Annotated in this window: 18 protein-coding genes; 10 read left to right on the forward strand and 8 right to left on the reverse strand. The window is 70.3% G+C overall.

Going from position 1 to position 23,356, the window contains the following annotated elements:
- Positions 1 to 39: 39 nt before the first annotated feature.
- Positions 40 to 915 (reverse strand): hypothetical protein, encoded by an 876-nt coding sequence (locus tag PHN62_RS00555; RefSeq protein ID WP_300144776.1) that lies wholly within the window; start codon positions 913 to 915, stop codon positions 40 to 42.
- A 238-nt stretch (positions 916 to 1,153) separates the two neighbouring features.
- Between PHN62_RS00555 and ettA the strand changes: the two genes are divergently transcribed.
- The 9 genes from ettA (at position 1,154) to PHN62_RS00600 (ending at position 13,027) form a co-directional block, all read left to right on the forward strand.
- Positions 1,154 to 2,818 carry an energy-dependent translational throttle protein EttA gene (gene ettA / locus PHN62_RS00560; RefSeq protein ID WP_300144779.1) on the forward strand — a complete coding sequence of 555 codons (1,665 nt, stop codon included), beginning with the start codon at positions 1,154 to 1,156 and terminating at the stop codon, positions 2,816 to 2,818.
- Between the two features lie 156 nt (positions 2,819 to 2,974).
- Entirely contained in the window at positions 2,975 to 3,469 is a 495-nt protein-coding gene (locus tag PHN62_RS00565) for a hypothetical protein (protein WP_300144782.1), read from the forward strand.
- A gap of 165 nt (positions 3,470 to 3,634) precedes the next feature.
- Positions 3,635 to 4,939, forward strand: coding sequence for a 3-hydroxy-3-methylglutaryl-CoA reductase (locus PHN62_RS00570; RefSeq protein WP_300144785.1), 1,305 nt, complete (start codon positions 3,635 to 3,637; stop codon positions 4,937 to 4,939).
- A complete protein-coding gene (locus tag PHN62_RS00575) occupies positions 4,936 to 5,868 on the forward strand; it encodes a UbiA family prenyltransferase (protein WP_300144788.1) in 933 nt (310 codons plus the stop codon). Before PHN62_RS00570 ends, PHN62_RS00575 begins: the two co-directional genes overlap by 4 nt.
- Positions 5,865 to 8,306, forward strand: a complete 2,442-nt coding sequence (locus PHN62_RS00580; protein ID WP_300144791.1) for a PEP/pyruvate-binding domain-containing protein — start codon at positions 5,865 to 5,867, stop codon at positions 8,304 to 8,306. Before PHN62_RS00575 ends, PHN62_RS00580 begins: the two co-directional genes overlap by 4 nt.
- On the forward strand, positions 8,303 to 9,415 hold the full coding sequence (locus PHN62_RS00585) for a DUF3419 family protein (protein WP_300144793.1): 1,113 nt from the start codon (positions 8,303 to 8,305) through the stop codon (positions 9,413 to 9,415). Before PHN62_RS00580 ends, PHN62_RS00585 begins: the two co-directional genes overlap by 4 nt.
- On the forward strand, positions 9,412 to 10,746 hold the full coding sequence (locus PHN62_RS00590) for a hypothetical protein (RefSeq protein ID WP_300144796.1): 1,335 nt from the start codon (positions 9,412 to 9,414) through the stop codon (positions 10,744 to 10,746). Before PHN62_RS00585 ends, PHN62_RS00590 begins: the two co-directional genes overlap by 4 nt.
- Positions 10,743 to 11,603 carry a hypothetical protein gene (locus tag PHN62_RS00595; RefSeq protein WP_300144798.1) on the forward strand — a complete coding sequence of 287 codons (861 nt, stop codon included), beginning with the start codon at positions 10,743 to 10,745 and terminating at the stop codon, positions 11,601 to 11,603. The genes PHN62_RS00590 and PHN62_RS00595 overlap by 4 nt, the downstream gene beginning before the upstream one ends.
- A complete protein-coding gene (locus tag PHN62_RS00600) occupies positions 11,600 to 13,027 on the forward strand; it encodes an AMP-binding protein (RefSeq protein ID WP_300144800.1) in 1,428 nt (475 codons plus the stop codon). Before PHN62_RS00595 ends, PHN62_RS00600 begins: the two co-directional genes overlap by 4 nt.
- Here the strand turns inward: PHN62_RS00600 and PHN62_RS00605 are convergent.
- Positions 13,013 to 14,305, reverse strand: a complete 1,293-nt coding sequence (locus PHN62_RS00605; protein WP_300144803.1) for a TadE/TadG family type IV pilus assembly protein — start codon at positions 14,303 to 14,305, stop codon at positions 13,013 to 13,015. The genes PHN62_RS00600 and PHN62_RS00605 overlap by 15 nt on opposite strands.
- A gap of 143 nt (positions 14,306 to 14,448) precedes the next feature.
- Positions 14,449 to 15,987 (reverse strand): pilus assembly protein TadG-related protein, encoded by a 1,539-nt coding sequence (locus tag PHN62_RS00610; RefSeq protein WP_367186972.1) that lies wholly within the window; start codon positions 15,985 to 15,987, stop codon positions 14,449 to 14,451.
- A gap of 202 nt (positions 15,988 to 16,189) precedes the next feature.
- Here PHN62_RS00610 and PHN62_RS00615 point away from each other — a divergent pair, with 202 nt between their 5' ends.
- Entirely contained in the window at positions 16,190 to 17,119 is a 930-nt protein-coding gene (locus PHN62_RS00615) for a class I fructose-bisphosphate aldolase (RefSeq protein ID WP_300144809.1), read from the forward strand.
- 132 nt (positions 17,120 to 17,251) lie between these two features.
- On the opposite strand, the gene PHN62_RS00620 is transcribed toward PHN62_RS00615, so the two are convergent.
- The 5 genes from PHN62_RS00620 to PHN62_RS00640 all read right to left on the reverse strand — a co-directional run bounded on the left by PHN62_RS00620 (position 17,252) and on the right by PHN62_RS00640 (position 23,291).
- Entirely contained in the window at positions 17,252 to 18,520 is a 1,269-nt protein-coding gene (locus tag PHN62_RS00620; protein WP_300144811.1) for a hypothetical protein, read from the reverse strand.
- Between the two features lie 78 nt (positions 18,521 to 18,598).
- Positions 18,599 to 19,285 carry a molecular chaperone DjiA gene (locus PHN62_RS00625; RefSeq protein WP_300144813.1) on the reverse strand — a complete coding sequence of 229 codons (687 nt, stop codon included), beginning with the start codon at positions 19,283 to 19,285 and terminating at the stop codon, positions 18,599 to 18,601.
- A gap of 144 nt (positions 19,286 to 19,429) precedes the next feature.
- Positions 19,430 to 20,821, reverse strand: a complete 1,392-nt coding sequence (locus PHN62_RS00630) for a cytochrome P450 (RefSeq protein WP_300144816.1) — start codon at positions 20,819 to 20,821, stop codon at positions 19,430 to 19,432.
- Positions 20,818 to 22,086 carry a hypothetical protein gene (locus PHN62_RS00635; RefSeq protein ID WP_300144819.1) on the reverse strand — a complete coding sequence of 423 codons (1,269 nt, stop codon included), beginning with the start codon at positions 22,084 to 22,086 and terminating at the stop codon, positions 20,818 to 20,820. Before PHN62_RS00635 ends, PHN62_RS00630 begins: the two co-directional genes overlap by 4 nt.
- Positions 22,083 to 23,291, reverse strand: coding sequence for an FAD-dependent monooxygenase (locus PHN62_RS00640; protein ID WP_300144822.1), 1,209 nt, complete (start codon positions 23,289 to 23,291; stop codon positions 22,083 to 22,085). Before PHN62_RS00640 ends, PHN62_RS00635 begins: the two co-directional genes overlap by 4 nt.
- Positions 23,292 to 23,356 lie beyond the last annotated feature (65 nt).

The raw sequence follows: 23,356 nt of genomic DNA on the forward strand, positions 1-23,356 counted from the left end.
TTCGCCGGACTCCGCCGCGCGGAGCCCGGCGAGGCCGGATCACTGCGCGGAGTGGATCGAGGCGGGCAGGACCTGCTGCGCCGGAGCCTGGATGTCCCGGTAGATCTGGCCGGTCAGGCAGAGGAAACGCCCGTCGAGCGCATGGGCCGAAATCCCGCCCTGCTGACGGCAGGCCGCCGAAGCCGCCGGATCCTCCTGGAGGTTCAGCGTCACGAAGCCCTCGGAGCCCGCCGAAGCCGTGGGCGCGCTGTAGGTCGGCGAGACGAAGCTCTGCGTGGTGGTGGTCACGGTGGTCGTCGTCGTGGAGGGCAGGGCCGCCGGAAGCGGAGCCGCGACAGGCGCAGGCGCCGCGAACTGCTGGGGCGCGGGCGCGGCGAACTGCTGCGGAGCCGGAGCCGCGAACTGCTGCGGAGCCGGAGCGGGCGCGGCGAACTGGGGCGCGAAGGCGTCCTGGACCGGGGGCTGCGGAATCGCGACGGGGGCGGCGGCCTGCTGCTGGATGATCGGCGCGGTCTGGGTCGAGGTCACCACGACCGAGGGCGGCACCGCCGTGAAGGCGACCGGCTGCTGCGCGACGCCATGGCCCTGGCCGGGGATGGCGGCGGATTCGACGCGGATCGCCTCGACGCCGGGCAGCGAGACCGTGCCGAGCTGCGCGGCGGCGCCGGGAGCGGCCACGCCGCCGATGCAGACCTGGGCGCCGCTGGTGGTGGCCATCATCTGGCCGCCGCGGGAGGCGCAGACGTCGGCGTTCTGCACGAGCTGCGGAGCGGCCGCGGCCGGAAGCCCGGCGCGCACGGCCTGAAGCATCAGGTCGACCGAAGGATCGGAGGTCTGGGCGGAGGCGGGCGCGGCGCCGAAAGCCAGAAGGGCGGCGAAGGCGGTCGGCGCGAAGCGCGGAATCTGACGAATCATGAGGTGCTCCTCCTGCGGGGGGTCGCGAGCTTGCCCGCAAAGATAAAGGTTCGGTTGCCGCCGCTTCAATGGCGCGTGCGGCGAGTCCGCCTCGGGAGGGGTCGTCTGTCTCCTGAAGGCCACATGCGGTCGAGACGCGTTGCGCCTGCGACGCGGGAGGGCTACAAGGCCCCCAAGGGCGCCCGGCCCTCGACGCCGGGCCTTTTCCCATGACCAGAGCTCCAGGGATCCGCGCAAGATGGCCTATCAATACGTCTATCACATGGACGGCGTGTCCAAAGCCTATCCGGGCGGCAAGAAAGTCTTTGAAAACATCCGGCTGTCCTTTCTGCCGGGCGTCAAGATCGGCGTGATCGGCGTCAACGGCGCGGGCAAGTCCTCGCTGCTGCGGATCATGGCCGGGCAGGACAAGGATTTCGCAGGCGAGGCCTGGGCCGCCGAAGGCGCGCGCGTGGGCTATCTGTCTCAGGAGCCGAAGCTCGACGAGAGCAAGTCCGTGCGCGAGAACGTGATGGAGGGCGTGGCGCCGAAAAAGGCCCTGCTCGACCGGTTCAACGAGATCTCGATGAAGCTCGGCGAGGAATATTCCGACGAGCTCATGGAGGAGATGACCCAGCTTCAGGACCAGATCGACGCCCAGAACCTCTGGGATCTGGATTCCCAGGTCGACGTCGCCATGGAGGCCCTGCGCTGCCCTCCCGACGACGCCCCCGTGGCCACGCTCTCGGGCGGCGAGCGGCGCCGGGTGGCGCTCTGCAAGCTGCTGCTCGAAGCGCCCGAGATGCTGCTCCTCGACGAGCCGACCAACCATCTCGACGCCGAGACCATCGCCTGGCTGCAGAAGCATCTGATCGAATACAAGGGCACGATCCTCATCGTGACCCACGACCGCTACTTCCTCGACCAGATCACCAGCTGGATCCTGGAGCTCGACCGCGGCAAGGGCATTCCCTGGGAAGGCAACTACTCCAGCTGGATGGAGCAGAAGGCCAAACGCCTCGCGCAGGAAGAACGCGACGACGCCGCCCGGCAGAAGACCCTCGCCCGCGAACTGGAATGGGTGCGCTCTTCGCCCAAGGCGCGTCAGGCGAAATCCAAGGCCCGCCTCAGCGCCTATGAGGATCTGGCGAACCAGTCCGAGCGCGACCGCATCGGACAGGCCCAGATCATCATTCCCAACGGCCCCCGCCTCGGCGGCAAGGTGATCGAGGCCGAGGGTCTGGTGAAGGGCTACGGCGACCGCCTGCTCATCGACGGATTGACCTTCGCCCTGCCTCCGGGCGGCATCGTGGGCGTGGTCGGGCCGAACGGCGCGGGCAAGTCCACGCTCTTCCGGATGCTCACCGGCCAGGAGCAGGCCGACGGCGGATCGATCACGCTCGGCGAGACGGTGCAGCTCGCCTACGTCGACCAGTCCCGCGACGCGCTCGACCCGAACAAGACCGTCTGGCAGGAGATCTCCGGCGGACTCGACATCCTCAAGCTCGGCGACGCGGAGATGAACAGCCGCGCCTATGTCGGCGCCTTCAACTTCAAGGGCGGCGACCAGCAGAAGAAGGTCGGGATCCTCTCGGGCGGCGAACGCAACCGCGTCCACATGGCCAAGCTGCTGAAGTCGGGCGGCAACGTGCTGCTCCTCGACGAGCCGACCAACGACCTCGACGTGGAGACCCTGCGCGCGCTCGAAGACGCCCTGCTCGACTTCGCCGGATGCGCCGTGGTCATCAGCCATGACCGCTGGTTCCTCGACCGCATCTGCACGCATATCCTCGCCTTCGAGGGCGATTCGCACGTCGAATGGTTCCAGGGCAACTTCGAGGATTACGAGAAGGACAAGATCCGGCGCCTCGGCCCGGATTCGGTCGAGCCCAAGCGGCTGAAATACAAGAAGTTCGCCCGCTGACTCCGTGAAGCCTCCCGAGGCGGCCGCCCTTTCCTGCGCGCCGCCTCCCCCGAGCCCCGACCGAGCCGGAGCTTGACAGGAGGGGGCGGGGCGGTTGGACTCCGCCCCGGTCTTCCGCGAGTCGCGTCCTGTCGTTCAGGCTGAGGGGAAACGCCCATGAAACGTCTCCGGCTTGCGGCGACGCTCGCTCTCTGGGCGGGAGTCTCCGCCGCGCCCCTTTCCGCGCAGACGCCCGCCGTCTCGCCCGCCCCCGCGCCTGCGCCGGCCTCGGCGGCCCTGAGCTTCGCGCCCGCCTGTCCGCGGTTCCAGGTCATCTGGGGAGTGCCCGACAAGCCCCTGATCCCCGCCCGACGCTTCTGCGCCTGCATCTCGGAGAAGGTGCGCGATCTGGCCGAGACCTATCCCGACATGCCGGTCACCGCCGCCGCCCTGAGCTTCACGGCGCTGGATCCGACCGCCGCCCAGGCCGCCGAAGAGGCCTACGGATCGGGCGCGCCCTCGGCGCTGCTGAGCCGCCATGTCTACGGCTTCGCGGCCCTGAGCGCCGCCGCCGAAAGCTGCGCGCCGCTCCCGCCCGCCGAAGCGGAGGAGCCCGTCCCGGACGAGGATCCGCCCGAAGGCTTCGAGCCCCCCGCCGAAGACGCGCCCTGACCGCACGCCCCTGATCGCGCTGCGGCTTTTCATTGGGTCGCGCGATTCACCAGGGCGGCCTTCGGCCCGCCCTGATCGCGCTCCGTCGGGAGAGTTTCCGCCTTCCGAGCCGATGATGTAAGCTTCCGGCGAAATCCGCCCTCCGGCGGAAGCCCAGGGGAAGCCATGGCCATCGTTCCCTATCACGTCGAGGCGATGCTGGAGCGTCTGCGGCGGGTCTTCGACTCCATCGCCGGAGCGCGGGCGCATTTCACGCCCTCGCCGGAGGCCGAGCCGACGCGCCCCCTCCGCCCCGCCCGCGAGGCCTCGGCGGCGAATCTCGCGCGCTTCTGGGAGAGGCTGGAGGCCGAAAGCGGCGCCTCCGCCGAAGATCGCGAGATCCTCGCCGGGCCGGAGGATCTGGAGGCCGCCCCGCTCTACAGCCGCAACATCGAGAATTACGTGGGTCGGGCCAAGCTGCCCATGGGCGTGATCGGGCCTTTGCGGGTGCTGGGGCTCAACGCGCGGGGCGATTACTTCATTCCTCTGGCGACCACCGAAGCGGCTCTGGTGGCCTCCTATGGCCGGGGCGCCGAGGCGGTCGGGCGGGCGGGGGGCGTCGCGACGGCGCTGCTCGGAGAAGGCGTCCTGCGCAGCCCCGGCTTCATCTTCGCCGACATCCTGGAGGCGGGCGTCTTCGTGGACTGGGTCGCGCGGGAGGCCGAGGCTCTGAAGGCCGCCGCCGAGGCCACAACCCGCCATGGCGAGCTTCTGTCTCTGGAGCCCATGCTCGACAGCGATTGCGTCTTCCTGCTCTGCCGCTACGCCACCGGCGACGCGGCGGGCCAGAACATGGCCACCATCGCCACTCAGGCGCTCTGCGACCATATTCTCGAACATACGCCCGTGAAGCCGCTGCACGCCTTCGTGGAGGCGAATTTCTCCGGCGACAAGAAGGCCAGCCATCTGGGGCTTCTCGCCGGACGCGGACGCAAGGTCACCGCCAGCGTCACCCTGCCCGACGAGATCATCCGCCGCCATCTGCGCGCCGAGCCCGAAGCCATGCTGGCTTATGGCCGCATGGCCAATCTGGGGGCGCTGCTCTCGGGACAGATCGGGGCTCAGGCCCATTACGCCAACGGACTCGCGGCCTTCTACATCGCCACCGGACAGGACGCCGCCTGCGTCGCGGAATCCGCCGTGGGCTTCACCCGCATGGAGCCGCGCGAGGGCGGGCTGTTCTTCTCGGCCACCCTGCCCAACATCCTCGTGGGCTCGGTGGGCGGAGGCACCGGCCTGCCGACCCAGGCGGCGGCCCTGCGCATCCTCGGGCTTCAGGGCGAGGGCAAGGCGGCGGCTCTGGCCGAGGTGACGGCGGCGCTCTGTCTCTGCGGCGAGATCTCGATCATCGCGGCCATTTCGGCGGGCGAGTTCACCCGCGCCCATGCGCGGCTCGCGCGGCGGGCGCCGAAAAGCAAGGCCCCGTCATGACCGAGGAAACAGGTTTGAGCCTCGCGCGCAGGCTCTGGATCTATCAGGCCGAGCGCTTTCCCCTGCTGAAGAGCGGAATCCTGCTGGCGGCCTTCTCGGCGGCGAGCCTGAGCGTGTCGGCCCATCTGGGCGGCAGGCCCGCGCCGGGACTCTGGGTCTATCTGGCGGCCTGGCTCTGCATGCTCGCCTTCTTCTTCCAGATGCGGGTCTGCGACGAATTCAAGGATCATGAGGAGGATGCGCGCTTCCGTCCCGAAAGGCCCGTCCCGCGCGGGCTGGTGACGCTCGGGTTTTTGCGCGATCTCGGGCTTGGCGCGGGCGCGGTCATGATCGCCGCGAGCCTCAGCGTGGATTGGCGGCTCCTGGGGCTTTTGGCTCTGGTCTGGGGCTGGCTGGCGCTGATGACGCTCGAATTCGGCGCCCCCGCATGGCTCAAGGCGAGGCCGATCCTCTATCTGCTCTCGCATATGCTCATCATGCCGCTGATCGACCTTTTCGTGACGGCGATGGAGTGGCTCCCGGCGGCGGGGAGGCCTCCGGCGGGTCTGGGCGGCTTTCTGGCGCTCAGCTTCGTCAACGGCTGCGTGCTGGAGATCGGGCGCAAGATCTGGGCGCCGCAGAGCGAACGTCCCGGCGTCGAGAGCTATTCGGGGCTCTGGGGGCTGGAGCGCGCGGCGCGGATCTGGATGGGCGTGGTGGCTCTGGCCTGGGCGCTGCTGCTCTGGGTGGGCTGGGCGATGGGCGCTTTCGGCGTCGTGGCGCTGATCGGGACCGCCGCGGCTCTGGCGGCGCTCATGGCGGGCCTGGGATTCTTGGCCTCCGCGACGCCGGAGCGCGCCAGGCGCCTCGACCTCATGGCCGGGCTCTGGGTCTTGCTCTGCTATGCGGCGGCGGGATTCGCGCCCTTCCTCACGGGAGGCGGCTCATGATCCTGACCGGAGAAGCGGCGCGGGATTCCGCACGGGCGGGCGGCAAGGCGGCGGCTCTGGCGCGGCTTCAGGCGGAAGGCTTCGAGATTCCGCCTTTCTTCGCGCTGGAGGGCGAGGCGGCGGATTTACGCGAGGCTCTGGCGGCTCTGGGTCCGGGGCCTTACGCGGTGCGCAGTTCGGGCCGCGAAGAGGACGGCGCGAGCCATTCCCACGCCGGACAATTCCTCTCCTTGCTGAACATCCCCGCCGAGGGCGTGGCGGAGGCCGCCCGCAAGGTGCGGGACTCCGGCCTCACGGACTCGCTGAGGGCCTATCGCGCGGCGAGAGGGCTGGACCCTGAAGGCGGCGCTCCCGCCGTGCTGGTGCAACGGATGATCGCGCCGCGCGCCGCCGGAGTCGCCTTCACCGCCGATCCGGTGACGGGCGAACGCGGCGTGCTGCTGATCTCGGCGGTGGAGGGGCTGGCCGACAGGCTCGTCGGCGGCGAGGTCGAGGGCGAGGACTGGCGCCTCGACGCCCGGGGCCATGCGACGTCCGCCAGCGAAGGCCCGCGCGTCTTGACCGAGGCCGACCTCAAGGCTCTGGCGGATCTGGGCCGGGCTCTGGAGGCGAAGCTCAAGGGGCCGCAGGATTTCGAATGGGCCTTCGAGGGCGAAAAGCTCTGGCTGCTTCAGGCGCGGCCCATCACCACCCTGCCCGCCTCCCTCCTCGCGCCGCCGGACCCGGCGCTGACGGTCTTCGACAACTCCAACATCGTGGAGAGCTATCCGGGAGTCGTCTCGACGCTGACCTACGGCTTCGCGCAATATGTCTATGCGCGGGTCTATCAGCGGCTTCTGGGGCTGCTCGGCGTGAAGCGGGAGACCATCTCCGATCATCGGGAGGTGCTGGAGAACCTCCTCGCGCGGGCGGATGGGCGCGTTTACTACAACCTCGCCAATTGGCGGAAGGCGCTCGGCCTGCTGCCCGGCGCGCGGCTCAACGCTCAGTTCATGGATTCCATGATGGGCCTCGACGAGCCCTTGCCCGCCGATCTCCTCGCCCGCCTGACGCCCCCGCCCGCCCAGGGACTCGCGCGCTTCGGGGAATACGCCCGACTCGGCGGCGCGGGGCTGAGGCTCTTTCGGGAATGGCTGCGTCTGCCCGGACGCATCCGCCTCTTCGAGCAACGGCTCGAAGCCGCCCTCGCCCGCCCCGCCGGAGAGCTGAAGGGCCTCCCGTTTTCGGCTCTGGCGGAGGAATACCGGCGCATCGAGGCGCAGCTTCTGGAGCGTTGGGACGCACCCCTCGTCAATGATTTCCTCTGCATGATCGCCTTCGGCTCCTCGCGGAAGATGCTGGAGCAGGCGGGCGGCGACCGGGGCCTGACGCTGCATAACGACGTGATGATCGGTCAGGGCGACATCGTCTCCGCCGAACCGGCGAAGCGCATCCGCGAGATGGGCGCCCTCGCCCGCCGCGAACCCGCCCTCATGGAGGCTTTGCGCCGCAATGACTCCGAGGCTCTGGCGGCGGGAGCGCTCGGGCCGCCTCTGGCGGGCTATCTCGCCAGATTCGCCGATCGCTGCGCCGAAGAGCTGAAGCTCGAAAGCGTGACGCTCGATGAAGATCCGCGCCCTTTGCACGCCGCCGTGCTGGCCGCCGCCGGAAAGCCCGAATCCGCAGGCCCGCCGCCGCCGCTCACCGAGGCCGATGTGAAAGCCCGCCTGAAGGAGATCGCGCCGAAACGACCTGTCTGGCGTCTGCTTGCGCGGCGCAGGCTGGCTCAGGCGAAAACCCTTGTGCGGCACCGCGAGAATCTCCGCTTCGAGCGGACCCGCATCTTCGGACGCGCAAGACGGCTCTTTCTGGAGATGGGCGCGCGATTGACCGCCGCCGGGAAGCTGGAGGCTCCGCGCGACGTTCTGCACCTCACGCATCTGGAGCTTCTGGGCGCCGTCGAAGGCTTCGGCGCGGATCTCGATCTGAAAGGGCTCGTCGCGCTGCGCAAACCCGCCGACGCCCGGTCTCTGGCGCGGCCTGCGCCGCCCGCACGCCTGAGGATCGAAGGCGCGGCGCTCACCGGGCTGGATCAGGCCCTCGCGGCGCCCCGCGCCTCCGGCCCGCGCTCCGCAGACGAAGAGCGCAAGGGAACCGGATGTTCGGCGGGTCTGGCGCGCGGCGCGGCGAAGATCATCCTCGACCCCCGCACGGAGAGCCTCGCGCCGGGCGAGATCCTCGTGGCGCCCCATACGGACCCCGGCTGGATCGCGCTCTTCGCCAACGCCTCCGCCCTCGTGGTGGAGCGCGGGAGTCTGCTCTCGCATTCGGCCATCGTGGCGCGCGAACTCGGGATTCCCTGCGTGGTCGGGCTGAAAGGGGCGACGGCCTGGCTGGTCTCCGGCGAAGAGATCGAAGTGGACGGCGCGGGCGGATTCGTGCGAAGACTCAAATCATGAACAACGTTCAATCACCTATCGAGGCCCATGCCGCCTTCGACCAGATCCGCTACGCCCAGCTTTGGGAGGACGCCGATCCCCTCTTGCTCGGGCTCGGCGAACAAAAAGGCGGGACGCTGGTCTCCATCTGCTCGGCGGGCGACAACGCCCTCGCCCTGCTGCTGCTGGATCCGGCGCGGGTGGTGGTGGCCGATCTCTCTCCGGCGCAACTGGCCTGCCTGAGGATTCGCCTGAGCGCCTGGGGCGCCCTGACCCATGGCGAGCTTCTGGAGCTGTTCGGCTCGCGGCCCTCGGCCCGACGCGGCGAGCTTCTGGACAAGGCCGCCCGCGACCTCTCCGCCGAGGATCAGGCCTTCTGGGCGCCGTTGAAATCCGAGGTCGAGGCTCATGGCCTCGGCGGGATCGGCAAGTTCGAGCGCTATTTCCGGCTTTTCCGGCGGCGGGTCTTGCCCCTGGCCCATTCACGCCGCACGGTCGAAGCCATCTTCGAGCCGCGCGACCGCGCCGGGCGCGCGGAATTCCTCGACCAGCGTTGGAGCAACTGGCGCTGGCGGCTTCTGCTGAAGCTGTTTTTCTCTAATTTCGTCATGGGGCGGCTCGGGCGGGATCCGGCCTTCTTCGCCCATGTCGAGGGGAGTCTGTCGGATCATGTGGCGCGGCGGCTGCGTCATGCGGCGGTGGATCTCGATCCTTGCGCGAATCCCTTCCTGCGCTGGATCTTCTTCGGGACTCACGGCGAGGCCCTGCCGCTCCCCTGGCGCCCCGAGTCCTTCGAGCCCATCCGCGAACGCCTCGACCGCATCGAGATCCGGCCCGGCCCCGTCGAGACCGCCCTCGAGCCCGGCGAAAGGGCGGACGGCTATAATCTCTCCGACATCTTCGAATACATGCCGCCCGAGGCCTTCGCGCGGATCTACGCCAGCCTTCTGGACAAGGCGTCTCCGGGGGCGCGTCTGGTCTATTGGAACATGATGGCGCCGCGCCGGGGCGCCGATCTTGCGGGATCAGCCGGGCGCGCGATCCGGCGCGCGGATCTGGAGCAGGCGGGGGCGGCCATGGACAAGGCTTTCTTCTATTCCGACTTCATCGTCGAGGAGGCGCCGTCGTGACTCCGGAAACCGCTCTGGCGCTGCGCCATGTCGGGCTCGTGCTGAGCTTCATCCTCGCGCTTCTGGGGGTGCTGGGCTTCGCGCGCTGGCTGGCCGAAAGGGAGGGGCTCGGGCCGGAGGGACAGCGCAAGCTCGCCCATATGGCGGCTGGGCTTTCGGCCCTCGCCCTGCCGATGCTCTTCAGGGAGCCCTGGCCGGTGATGCTCCTCATGGGGCTGTCCTTGCTGGTGCTGGGAGTCCTGCGCCTGCCCGCCCTGCGCCGCAGAGGCCTCGGCGCGGCGCTGCATGGCGTCGAGCGTCAGTCCTTCGGCGAGATCTGGCTGATTCTGGCCGTGGGCTTCCTCTTCCTGCGCTCGGGGGGAGAACCGATCCTCTATGCGTTGCCGCTTCTGCTGCTGGCTCTGGCCGATGCGGCGGCGGCTCTGGTGGGCTCGGCCTACGGACGCAGCCGCTTCGCCGTCGCCAGCGGAGAAAAGAGCCTCGAAGGCGTGACGGCCTTCTTCATCGTGGCCTTTCTGGTCAGCATGATCGCGCTCCTGCTGCTGACCGACATCCCGCGTCCCGCCGTGATCCTGCTGGGGCTGATGACCGCCGCCTTCGCCGCCCTCGTCGAGGCCGACAGCTGGCGGGGTCTGGACAACCTCTTCGTGCCGGTGGGCGCGCATTTCCTGCTCGCGAGCTATCTGGACGCGCCTCTGGCCGAGCTGGCGGCCATGGCGGGAATCTTCCTCATCGCGCTCTGGGCGGCCTTGCGTCTGGCGCCGAGGCTCGGGCTTTCCGACCACGCCGCCCGCGCCGCCACGGTGCTGATCTTCCTCGTCTGCGCCGTGACCAAGGCCCAGAACGCCCTTCTGCCCGCCCTGGCGATTCTGGCCCATCTGGCGGCGCGGCGGACGCGGCCCGATTCCAGCCCCTTCCCCGATCTGGATTTCCTCGCGGCGACGGCTCTGGTCAGCCTGCTCTGGCTGGGGGTGGGCGAGGGCTTCGGCCCCACCGCGATCAATCTCTACGGCCTGACCTTCGCGGGGATCGCGGCGGCCCATCTGGCCCTCGCGCTGCCGCGGCGGCGGCGCTGGATCTGGATTCCCGCGGCGGCGGCTCTGGGCGGAGCGGTCTGGCTCGTCGCGCGGGGCAACGTCCATTCGCCCGACTGGGGCGGCGGATTCGCCCCCTGGATCGCCCTCAGCCTGCTTCTGGCGGGCGCAGGTCCGCTCTGGCGGCCTGAATCCTATGAAACCTGGCGTCGGGCGAAGATCTTCGCGGCGGCGCTGATCGTTCCGGCGGGACTTTACGCCGCCTGGCATCTCATGCGGGGAGGACTCGCGGCGTGACCGAAATCAAGGACGAGATCTTCAGGAACGACGGCGCTTCGGCGGTCCTCCATCGCGACGCGCCGCCGTTCGAGGAGCGGCGCGCCGCCGCGGTGGGGCGCTGGCGCTGCCTTGATCCCGTTTCGGGCGCGGATCTGCTCAACCAGATGGCCCGACAGGCCGCAGGAGAGGGATTCCGCGCCCTCGTCGGCCCCATGAACGGCGACACCTGGGGCGCCTATCGGCTGGTGACCGAAACCGACGGCTCACCGCCCTTTCCGCTCGAACCGGTCAACGGGCTGGAGGATCTCACGGCCTTCCGGGTGGCGGGCTTCTCCTCCATCGCGGATTACGTCTCGACGCGGCTGGCGCTGGACCGGCTCTCGGCCTTCGCGCCGGAGGAAGGCGAGATCCGGGACCCCGCCCTGCGCCTGCGCTTCTGGGACGGCAAGGAGCCCGAAGCCCTGCTCGGACGCCTGCATGCGCTCTCGCTGAAGGCCTTCGCGCGCAATCCCTTCTTCCGGCCCATCGACCGCGCCTCCTTCTCCGCCCATTACGCGCCGATCATGCCTCTGGTGGATCCGCGTTTCGTGATCCTCGCCGAGAAGGGCCCGGATCTCGTCGGCTTCCTCTTCGGCTATCCGAACTTCAACGAGGGGCCGCAGCCGGAATCCGCCGTGATCAAGACCTACGCCAGCCTTCAGATCGGGCTCGGGCGGCGCATGGCCGATCTCTTCCACCGCCGCGCCCGCGACATGGGATTCAACCATGTGATCCACGCCCTCATGCGCGAGGACAATCGTTCGCGCGATTCCAGCCGACTCTACGGCGCCGAGGTCTTCCGTCGTTACGCGCTGATGGCGCGGCGGCTGCCGTGAATCTGCTGGAGCCCTTCCTCTCGGCCGTCGAGCGGCGGGGCGAACGCCTCGCGCTGATCGAGGGGAGCGGCGCGGAAGCCAGCTACGCCGCCCTCGCCGCCCGCTCCGAGCGTCTGGCGGGGGCCTGGGCGGCGGCGGGGCTCGGGCCGGGAGACCGCGCCATGATCGCCCTGCCGGTCGGGATCGGGCTTTACGCCGCCATCGCCGCGCTCTGGCGTCTGGGGGCGGTCGCGGTGTTTCCCGAGCCCGCCCTCGGGCTGAGGGGCCTCAATCGCGCCGTGGAGATCGCCGCGCCCAAGGCTCTGATCACGACGGGCTGGCTCCATCTGCTGCGGCTGCTGCCCGCCTTCTGGTCCACGCCGCTGAAGCTGGGCCTGAACGAGGGCGAGCCCCGGCGCGGGGTTTACGAAGCGGCGCCCGATCATCCGGGCCTGATCAGCTTCACCTCCGGCTCGACGGGGAGGCCCAAGGCCATCGCGCGCAGCCACGCCTTCCTCGCGGCGCAGAACGCCTGCGTGGCGGATCTCCTGCGCAGCGCGGAGCCGAGCCGCGATCTGGTGGGATTCCCGGTCTTCGTCATCGCCAATCTGATGCTCGGGAACGCCTCGATCCTGCCCGACTGGAGCCCCCGCCGCCCCGAGCTTCTGGCGCCCGAGCGCCTCGCCGCCCGCCTCCGCGCGACCCGGGCGGAGCGCGCCCTCCTGCCGCCGGTCCTCTGCGCGAAGCTGGCCGAGGGCGGGCCGCATCCCGGCTTGCGGGCGGTCTTCACCGGCGGCGGCCCCGTCTGGCCGGACATCCTCCAGGCCATGGCCGAGCGTCTGCCGGGCGTCGGGACGACGGCGGTCTACGGCTCCACCGAGGCGGAGCCCATCGCCCATCTGCGCGGCGCCGAGATCGGCGCGCAGGATCGGGAGGCGATGCGTTCGGGCGGCGGCCTGCTGGCCGGAAGGCCCGTGCCGCAGATCCGGCTGAGGCTGGAGGAAGGCGAAATCCTCGTGACGGGGGAGCACGTCAACAAGGGCTATCTCGGGGGCGCGGAAGACGCCGGGACCAAGCTCCGGCGCGCGGGCGAGATCTGGCATCGCACCGGAGATTCCGGACGCCTCGACGATCAGGGGCGGCTCTGGCTGCTCGGGCGTCAGGGCGCAGAGGCGGCGGGGCTCAAGCCCTTCGCCGTCGAGGCCGCCGCGCGCTTCTGGCCCGGCGTGAAGGCCGCGGCCCTGCTCGATCTGGAGGGACGGGCGGTTCTGGCCCTCGAAGGGGAGGCGGGCCAGGCCCCGCTCTGGCGGCGCGAGGCGGCGAAGCTCGGGGCTCTGGAGGTCCGGCCCGTGGCGCGGATTCCCGTGGACCGGCGCCATGGCTCCAAGACGGATCTGCAGGCGCTGCGCCGCCTGCTCGGCGCGACGCCCTCAGCTCGCGCCTGAGCCGATCGGGCGACGCGGCGGCGTGACCTTCAGCTCTACGCCCGAGTCGAGCACCGACTGGACGACGGCGTCGATGAACTCGTCCACGGAGCCCGCGAGGAAACCCAGACTCGTCACGCCGTCCCAATTGGCCATCTCGCGCCAGGGATAGGCGTTGCGCGGCGCGAAGATCGCCAGATAGCGGCTGGAGAGCGGAATCGTCCCGCGCGAATGCCACTCCGTGCGCAGATCGGCCATGCTCCTGCAGCAGCCGTATTCGCCGGAGCCGTAATGACGATCCTCCGAGCGGCCGACCAGGGTCGCCTGAACCGCGGAGATCTCTCCGGATCTGCGCAGCGCGTTGTAGAGCCTCACCGTGAGGTCGTCCACATGAGGCGTCAGAGGCGGGCCTCCTCCGGCCTGATAGGCCGCGAGGTCCTCGGGCCCCAGAGGCACGCTGTGGGTGTCGGTCCAGAGCGCGACGACCTGAAGCACATGCCGCGAGAGCGCAGGACCGTCGGGCGGATTCTCGAGGGGCGCGGTCAGCGCATGCGCGACCGCCGCCGCCGCGGATTCCGGGAAATCCATGCCGCCGATGGGCAGGCGGCTCAGGATCAGCGACCGGAGCTGATCGCGCCGGGCGGGGTCGGACATGTCGTAGACCGGAGATTCCTCCCAGGCGGGCGCGACCACCGGATCATGACGCAGATCGCGGAAGAACCCGACCTTCACGAAGAGCCGCCCCATCTCGACGCCCTTCTGCTCCAGACGCGTGCGCATCTGGGCCTCGAAATCCGCCATGGCCATGCCCGCCACCTGGATCAGGCCCATCATGGAGACGGTCACGTCGAGGAGGAAGTAGATGTAGATGTCCTTCACGCCGCCCTTGCTGGCGTGAGCCTCCACTTCGGCGGTCAGGCTGCGGACCCCGGCCAGACGCAGGAAGCTGGTCTCGCCGATGGCGCGGACCCTCACGGCGGCGTGGCTGACGTTGTAATCCGGATCATGGTCGAAATCGATGGCGGGAGGCTGCTGGGTCACGTATCCCGCCGTCTCGCCCACGAAGAGGATGCGCTCCGCCACGTCGCGCGCGGCGGCCTCGTCGCCGGTTTCGTGGAAATGCCGCGCCGCCGAAAGCGCCGCCGAGTCGGCGGTCTTCTGGAGCGTGTCGCGGGCGCGGTGGAAATTGCTGTATTCGACCGCCCCGCCGCTGATCAGCACCAGCAGGAACAGACAGACGCCCATCAGCGGAGCGACCGCCCCGCGTCGGGATCTGAAGAAGGAAGAGCGAATCCGCATCTGGGCGCATCCCTGGCAGGGCGGGCTTCCCGAAGGTTTCGCGAAGCCTGGAGGTCGCCGGACCGACCGGCGCGCCGCCCCGGAAGGCGGTGCGGAGCCCCGCTGCGCGCAGGGCCCTCGCGGTCGGGAGCCGGAGGCGCGCCTCAGCGGCCGCCGCTCCCGCCCCAATGGCCGGAAGAGGAGGAGCCGCCGCTGCTCCAGCCTCCGGAGCTCCAGGTCCAGCTGCCGGAAGAGGTGGAGCTCCAGCCGCTCGAGGAGGAGCCCGAAGACGATCCCGAAGACGCGCCGCCCGAGGAGGAGGCGCCGCCCGGAGGAGAAGCGGCCTCCGCCGGTCCGGGGTCGATGGAGCCGGTGCTCATGTCCGAAGAGCCGCGGCTGGAATCCGCCCAGGGCGAGGCTCCGGAAGGCGGCGGCTCGATCTGCAGCGAGACGCCCGATTCGATCACCGCCCGAACCACGCCGTCGATGAAGGCGTCGGCGGAGCTGTCGACGTAATCCATGCCGATGACGTTCTCCCAGCGGGTCATTTCGCGCCAGGGATACTGATTCTGGTAGACGAAGAGCGCCAGATAACGGTTGGACAACCCGACCGCTCCGCGCGACAGCCATTCGGTGCGCAGCTGCTCCATGCTCTTGCAGCAGCCGTAATAGGAGGAGTTGTAATGCGCGTCCTCGACGCGGACTCCGGGGGTGGCGGACATGGACCTCTGGAGGGCGGCCAGCTCGCCGTTCTGCCGCAGCGTCTGATAGAGCGGCACGGTCAGGTCGTCCACCTGAGGCCGCATCGCGCTGCCGTTGGCGGCCCGATAGGCGGAGAGATCCTCGGGGCCGAGGGGCAGGCCCTCCACATGGGTCCAGACGCCGATCACCTGGATCATGTGCCGCGAGAGCGGCGCGCCGCCCACCGGCAGCTCCAGCGGCGAGGTCAGGGCGTAGGCGATGGCCGCCGTCGAGGATTCGGGCGTGTCGCCGCCGCCGGTGGCCCTGCGGGCGCGGATGTGGTCGCGCATCAGCAGGCGCTGCGCCGGATCGGACATGTCGTAGACCGGAGACTCCTCCCAGGCCGGCGGATCCATGTCGCTGCGCAGGTCGCGGAAATAGCCGGTCTTCACGAAGAGCCGCCCCATCTCGACGCCCTGCTGCTCCAGACGGGTGCGCAGCTGCGCCTCGAAATCGACCATGGCCGTGCTGGCCACGTTGATCAGGCCCTGCATCGAGCCGGTCACGTCGAGCAGGAGATAGACGTAGATGTCCTTCACGCCGCCCTTGGTGGCGAAGGACTCGACCTCCGCCGTCAGGCTCTCGATCCCCGCCAGACGCATGAAGCTGGTGGCCGCCTTCGCGCGCACCCGCATGGCGGCGTGGCTGCTGTGATGCTCCTCGTTGTATTCGACCTTGAAGTCGAAGGGGAGCTGGGTGGCGTATCCGGAGGTCTCGCCGGCGGCCAGGATCCGCTCGACCAGCGTGCGGGCGGCGGCCTCGTCGCGATTCTCGTGGAAGTGCCGCGCCGCCGAAAGCGCCGCCGCGTCGGCGGTCTTCTGGAGCGTGTCGCGGGCGCGGTGGAAGTTGCTGTATTCGACCGCCCCGCCGCTGACCAGAACCAGCAGGAACAGGCAGACGCCCATCATCGGGGCGACCGCTCCACGGCGGGATCGGGAGAAGAGGGAGACGAGCCGCATCATTCGAATCCTTGAGACCGGGAACCTCCGCAGTCTTTGACGAAAGCTTGAAGGAAGCCTGAAGCCTCATGGTGAACCGGAGCCGCAAGCGCCGATCCGGCGCATGCGCCGCAGCTCTGCGCCTTGACCGGCCCGCAACCCCTTCGTTATGAGGAGGCCGCGCGCTCGCGCGCAAGATTCTGAGGCTTCAAGTCAGGTGCGGCGAATGAAAACGACTCGGACGGTTGAGAAGATTCTGGAGAGCTACGGCGCCGATTCGCCGGGCGTGAAGGCCAATCTGCGCCGCATGCTGATGGCCGGAAGGCTCGGCGGAACCGGCAAGATGATCATCCTGCCGGTCGACCAGGGCTTCGAGCACGGACCGGCGCGCAGCTTCGCGCCCAATCCCGAAGCCTATGATCCGCTGTATCATCCGCAGCTCGCCCTCGAGGCCGGCCTGAACGCCTACGCCGCCCCGCTCGGCATGCTGGAGGCCGCCGCCGACCGCTACGCCGGACAGCTGCCGCTGATCCTCAAGCTGAATTCGGCCAACAGCCTCCTGCCGAAATCCGCGCCCAAGGACCAGGCGGTCACCGCCTCGCCTCAGGACGCCCTGCGGCTCGGCTGCTCGGCGGTGGGCCTGACCATCTATCCGGGCTCGGGCAGCTCGCTCGACATGTTCGAGGAAGCCGCCCAGATCATCGCCGAAGCCAAGGCCTATGGCCTGGCGGCGGTGGTCTGGTCCTATCCGCGCGGCGAGGACCTCGGCAAGGACGGCGAGACCGCCTTCGACGTCACCGCCTACGCCGCCCACATGGCCGCCCTGCTCGGCGCCCATGTGATCAAGGTCAAGCTGCCCACCGACCATCTCGAGCAGCCCGACGCCAAGAAGGTCTATCAGGCCCAGAAGGTGCCCGCCGGATCCCAGGCCGAGCGCGTGGGCCATGTGGTGCAGTCCTGCTTCGCGGGTCGGCGTCTGGTGATCTTCTCGGGCGGCGCGGCCAAGGGCTCGGATTCGGTCTACGCCGACGCCCGCGCCATCCGCGACGGCGGCGGCAACGGCTCGATCATCGGCCGCAACGTCTTCCAGCGCCCCCGCGCCGAGGCTCTGGAGATGCTCAACGAGCTGGTCGCCATCTATCGCGGCAAGGCCTGAGCGAAACGGAAAGGGAGCGCCTCCGCCTTGCGGAGACGCTCCAGGGGTCCCTCGGACAGCGGCCTTTCCGGAGATCCCGGAGGGGCCGCTTCTTCTTGATCTCGCCATCTCCGTCTTGCGGAGGCTCCGGGGTCAGGCGGCGTCGGAATCGCCGCCGTTCTCGGCGTTCATCAGCGCGTCGAGATACCAGTCCAGAGCCGTGATCACCACGTCTTCGGGCTCGCAGCCCATGTTCTGGGCCAGATGCCGGATCATCTCGGCGCGCTGGGCGTCGATGGGCATGAGCATCTCGCCTTCGTCGAAACCGGCGCGGGCCTCGGCGTAGCCCTCCTCCTCGCCATAGACCGCTTCCGGATTCTCCGCATAGGCGGGCTGCTCCTGCTCGCCGGACTCGACGGAGTCGCCATGGCTCGCGGCGGGCTCCGCGTCGAAGACCGAAAGCTGGGCCTCGTATTCGCGCTTGTGCGCCTCCTCGACGGCGCGGGACCTCTCCTCGGCGGGCGTCTCCCAGAAGGCGGGGTCGTCGAGGGGCTCCAGCGCGGAGACGGGCGGGAGCTCCACGGGCGCAGGCCGGGAGACCTCGGCGCGCGGCGCGCGCGAAGGCTCGGGATGGGCGTAGGCGGGGTCGTCGAAGGAGACCTGGTCGAGGAAATCCCCGGCGTCTCCGGCGGCCGTCTCGCGGGGCTCCTCAGCGACGGGATCCCGGCGCATGGACTCGACCGGAGGCTCGGGCTTCCTGGCCTCGAAGACGGGCTCGGGCGGACGCGGCGGCTCGGAGGCCGAAGGCATGGCGATCACGGCTTCGGCCTTCGCGCTCCGGGAGAAGAACGGATCGAAGGACGCCTCGGCGACGGGCTCGGGCTCGGGAGCGGGCGCCGCAGGCTCGGGCGCGGCCGCGAGCGGCGCAAGGGGCTCGGGCCGGGAGGGCGCGACGGGCTCCGGACGCGACGCCCGGACCGGATCCGCCGCAGGCGTCGGGAGAGGCGGCTCGGGCGGCGCGGCCGCCGCAGGGGGCGGAGGCGGCGCGACCGGCGGAGGCGGGGCCGGAGCGGCGGGCGGAGGCGCAGGACGCGCCGCGACGGGCGCGGGCCCCGCGGGCCTCTCGCCCTGAATGGCCAGCAGATCCTCGATGGAGGCGGAGGCTCCGGCGTCCGAACCCGAGAAGGGATCCTCCAGCCCGAGCGCCTTGAAATAGAGGGAGAGGCTGTCGCCCCCGGTCGCGCCGCCCGCCGGGCCCGCGGCGGGCTCGACGACGGGAGCCCTGGGCGGCGGGACGGGCGCGGGAGCCGCCTCGACCTTCGGCGTCGTCCCGACCGCGACGGCGGCGGCTCCGCCCCGGCGCTTGCTCAGCAGCGCGGCGAGACGTTCCGTCTGGGCGGAGAGGGATTCACGTTCGGCCATTGGAGACTCTCCCGCAGCAAGGCTTGCGGCCCCGCAGGGGGGAGACGGAGCCGTGCCGTCAGGAATACGTCGGGAAGCTTAACGCGTGGTTTCGAGACGCGCGGGCTTGAGCGCCTCATAAGCTGCGTTGACGGCGCTCAGCCTTTCGGTCGCGATTCGCAGGGCCTCGGGCGGCAGGCCCCGACCCATGAGCCGATCCGGGTGATTCTCGCGCACGAGGCGAGCCCAGGCCTCGCGCACGACCTCCGGAGAGGCCCCGCGCGGCAGGCCGAGAGCCGCATAGGCGCAGGCGAGTCCCGTCTCGTCGCGGCGCAGGACCCGCCGACGCGCCCCCGCCTCCAGCCCGAAGACGTCGGCCACGGTCTCCAGGAACACGGCCTCCCGACCGTCCAGCTCGCCGTCGCTGCGGGCGATGTGGACCAGACCCGCGAGCACGTCCTCCAGGAATTCGGGACGGTCCACGAACATCTCGGCGATGCGCCGCGCGTAGATCTCGTAGCCCGCCGGATCGCTCTGGGCCTGGGCGAAGAAGCGCTCCACGCCGGGCAGATCCTCGGGCGCGACCTGGAAGGCCTCGATGAAGGCGGCGCGTTCGGGATCGGTGGCGCGGCCGTCCACGCCCGCCATCTTCGCCCCCAGAGCCACAACCGCGATGGTGAAGGCCACGCTGGCCTCCGGAGGCTTCGATTCGCAGCGGAAGACGTCCAGAAGATCGAGGACGCCGGAGTGCTCGAAGAAGGCCCTGACGCGGGACCAGAGAGGCATGACCGGGGGTCTCCGCATCGGAAATTCAGACGTATGCGCCGCCTGCGCGCCATTCCGGAGCATCCTACGCCCCGAGGCCCGCCGCCTTCAAGCCGAAGTTGCGCCGCAGGGGACGCCGGGACCCTCCGGCCCGCTCCCGACGGCTCACGCCTGCGCGACGGGCCGCAGACGCAGCCAGACGCCGCCCTTGGGCCGCAAGGTCACCTGCATGGTGGGCTCGGGGTCGCGGCCCTCCACGGCCTCCAGGGTCACGCGGCGGAGAATCCCGGCGAGAATCAGCATCGCCTCCTGAAGCGCGAAGGCCGCTCCGGGACAGACCCGCGCTCCTGCGCCGAAAGGCAGCCAGGCCTTGCGTCCGGCGTCCTTCTCCTCGGGCCCCTCCCAGCGGGCGGGGTCGAAGAGGTCGGGATCCTTCCAGAGCTTCCTGTGGCGATGCAGGAACCAGGGCCCCACGATCACCGTCGCGCCTGCGGGGACTTCGGCCTTGCGGAACCGGTCCTCCTCAAGAGCCGTCCGCAGGAAGAAGGGCACCGGCGGATACAGCCGCAGAGCCTCCTTGAACACGTCGCGCAGCTTCTCCAGCCTGCGCAGGTCGGAGAACTCCAGCTCGCGCCCCTCCGGCGCCGCGGCCTCGATCTCGGCCCGCAAGGCCGCCTGAGTCCCCGGATCGCGGGCGATCAGGTAGAGCGCCCAGGACAGGGCGCTCGCCGAAGTCTCGTGGCCCGCGAGGAAGAAGATCATCACCTGATCCAGCATCTCCCCGTCGCCGAAGACGGCGCCGGTCTCGGGATCCTGCGTGGTCATGATCGCCGTGGCGAGGTCGTCCGGCGCGGTTCCGGCGCGGATCTCCGCCGAGCGGCGGCGCACGAACTCCAGCAGCAGGGCCCGGATCTCGCGCCCCGAGGCCTCCAGACGCCGGGTGCGGGGACTCTTCGGAAAGATCCGCCAGAAGCCGAAGAGGCTGCGCATGCTCACGAAGGGCGCCTCGGCCTGATAGGCCTGAAAGGCCTTGTAGACGCGCTGGGCGTCCTCGGCGGCGATGGGCGTCGAGAAGAGCGTCCGGAAGATCACGTCGGCGGTGACGTAGGTCATTTCGGGATCCACCGCCCTGGGCGTCCCGTCGGCCAGGGCCGCGAGGCGCTCGGCGCTGTCGCGGGCGGCGGCGCGCATGTCCTCGAAGCTCTTGCGGACCTTGCCCCCCGCGAAGGCCGGGTCGATCATCCGCCGCTGACGCGCCCAGGTCTCGCCGTTGGTGATGAAGACGCTCTCGCCCAGCAGGGGCCGCAAGGCGCGGTCCATCACGGCGCTTTTCGGATAGGCAGAAGCCTTCTCCACCAGCACCCGCCGCACCAGAGCCGGGTCGTTCACGCAGAAGCTCGAATGGCCCCAGACCCGCGAGCGCCCCACCCAGCCGTTGAACAGCTTCTCGTTCAGGGCCGACAGGATGTTGCCCCGCCCGAGCAGATATTTCAGCGCCCCAGAAGCCTGGCTGCGCTGCGCCGGAGGCTTGGGCGGATGGAAGGGGCAGCCGCTCACGCCGGAGCCGCCGCAAGATCAGGCGCGGAGGCGGCCCCCTCGGCTTCGGCGGCGAGCGGCGGCGCATGGCGCGAACTGCGGAGGCCCGCGAAGCGCGTCGCCAGAGAGAGCGGCCCGGCGCAGATGGCGAAATATTCGAAGACTCCGGGGCGCTCGAAGGCGTGGAGATACTGGAAATGCAGCCGGTTCCACTTGCGGCGCAGCCGGGCGTATTCGGCCTCGCCCATGGTCTCGCGGAAACGCCCCGACACCAGCTTCGGACCCGCCCGGCGCTCGGCGGAAGGCGGCGCCTCGTCGCCCGCCAGAGGATCCACCAGAGCGAAACAGGCGCCGTCGGCTTGGGAGGTCACGTCCACCCAGACCGCGTCGGGCCGCGCCGCCAGACTCCGCGACGCCCGCCGCACCTCGGCGCCGCGTCCGCCGCCCACCGCCGAAAAGGCGCTCAGGATCTGGCCCAGGGTCAGGACGCCGATCCGCGCCCCGCGCGCCGCCAGATCCGGATCCCGCGCGAAGGCCCGTCCGCAGATCTCCGCCGCGAAGGCCGCCCCGAGACTGTGGCCGATCACCAGGATCTCGTCGTAGACACCGCTTTTCGAGGCCGCGGCCAGATCCTCGACGAAGCCGTCGAGCCGCGCCTCCAGCTCCGGCGCGGCGCCCGAGGCGTGGTCCTGCATCAGGGCGTAGGCGTCGAAGAGGTAGAAGGCGAAGATCCGGCCGTCGCGCCTGCGCAGCAGACGGAAGACCGCCCGCGCCGCCAGAGCGCCCGACGCCAGCCCCAGGATCCAGCCGACCGAACCCAGAGCCTGGACCATCAGCGCCAGAACCGCCGCCCCCGCCCCGAGAGACAGCAGGAAGTAGAAGGTCACCGCCGCCAGAGGGTAGAGCATGGGAATCATCGGCGTCCAGGCCAGCCGCCCGAGCCGGAAGACATCGCCCGAGAAGATCAGCCGCCCATAGGCGCCATAGCCCCGCAGCGCCCGCCGCCAGAGCGGCTGCTTCATCCGCGCCGAAACCAGATCGCGCCAGGACCAGACCCGCAGGTCCGTTTCGACCTTCGCGCCGGAGTCGTCGGCGTAGACGGCGCTCCAGTCGGCGCGATGGTCGCCCTGGACGGCGCGTCCGACCTCCAGCCGATAGCCCGAGATCCTCGCCTGACGCGCCCCCTCCTCCCGGAAGAGCCGATGATAGCGGCGATCCGGATGCGGATCGAAGCCCGGCATGTAGAAGACCCGCCGACGCCGGACCTCTTGCGCGGAATCCTTCATCCGCCTTCTCCCAGCCCGAGGCGCACCGCCGTGCGGCGCAGAGGAGTCAGGTCGCGGATCGCCGCCAGACCGAAGGCCCGCAGGTCGCGGATCGCCCGCGACTCCGACTTCGCCGCGCGGTTCAGGAGGCCCACCCCGAGTCCGCGCAACCGCAGATCCGGCAGACGGCGGCGCTCGTAGGCCTCCAGAACGGAGGGGGCGCCGGGATCCGGAGCCTTCTCCAGCTCTTCGGCCAGCACCTCGACGTCGCGCAGGGACATGTTCATCCCCTGAGCCCCGATGGGCGGCACCACATGCGCCGCCTCGGCGATCAGCGCCAGACGCGGCGCCTGAAGCCGCTCGGCGAGCTGGCCGACGATGGGCCAGGCCGCCCGCCGCGTCAGCAGCCGGATGCGCCCCAGGGCGAGATCCGCCGCTTCGGCCTCGGCCTGAAGCTCGGCCTCGAAGGCCTCGGGCGACAGGGCCATGAGCCGCGCCGCCTTGAGGTTGGGCGTCATCCAGACCAGCCCCGAACGCAGGGGATCGCGCAGAGGCGTGAAGGTCAGCGGCCCGCCGGAGCTGTGGATCTCGCTGGAGGCGTAGCCATGCGGCCCCTCATGGGCGAGCGCCGCCACAAGGGCCTTCTGTTCGTAATCCACGCGCCGCACGCCGATCCCCGCCGCGCGGCGGATCTCCGACTCCCGGCCGTCGGCCGCGACGAGCAGACGCGCCCGCAAGGTCCGGCCGTCCGAAAGCCGCGCCCGCACGCCGTCGAAGCGGGCGATCCAGTGCTCCAGAGTCATGGGGGCCAGAAGCCGCGCGCCGGGGCGCTCGGCCAGAACCCGCGTCAGGGCCAGACGCAAGGCCGCGTTCGGGATGTTGGAGCCGAAAGGCCCGCCCGCCTCCTCTTCAGGGGGCGTGAAATCCGCCGAAACCCTCGGCGGCTTGCCCGCGTCGGGCGCGCGCTGCACGATGCGCATGATCCGCAAGGGCGCCGCCAGAGGCGCCAGAGCCTCCCAGACTCCGGCGCGGCGGAGAGTCTCCACGGAGGGCCGCAGGAAGGCCGTGGTGCGCAGATCGGCGGCGGGGTCTTCGGGATCGGCCGGAGGCGGCGCCCGCTCGACGCAGATCACGCTGCGGCCCATGGCCGTCAGACGGGCCGTCAGGATCAGGCCCGCCGGACCGCCTCCGACCACCAGAATCTCCGTCTCAAGATCGCCCGCCATGACCGAAACCCACGCTGAAGCTACAGGATCCGATTATGGTCGCGGCCCCTCTTTGGCGCAAGGCG

This window comes from Neomegalonema sp., assembly GCF_028688855.1.
Classification (GTDB): Bacteria; Pseudomonadota; Alphaproteobacteria; order Rhodobacterales; family Rhodobacteraceae; genus Neomegalonema.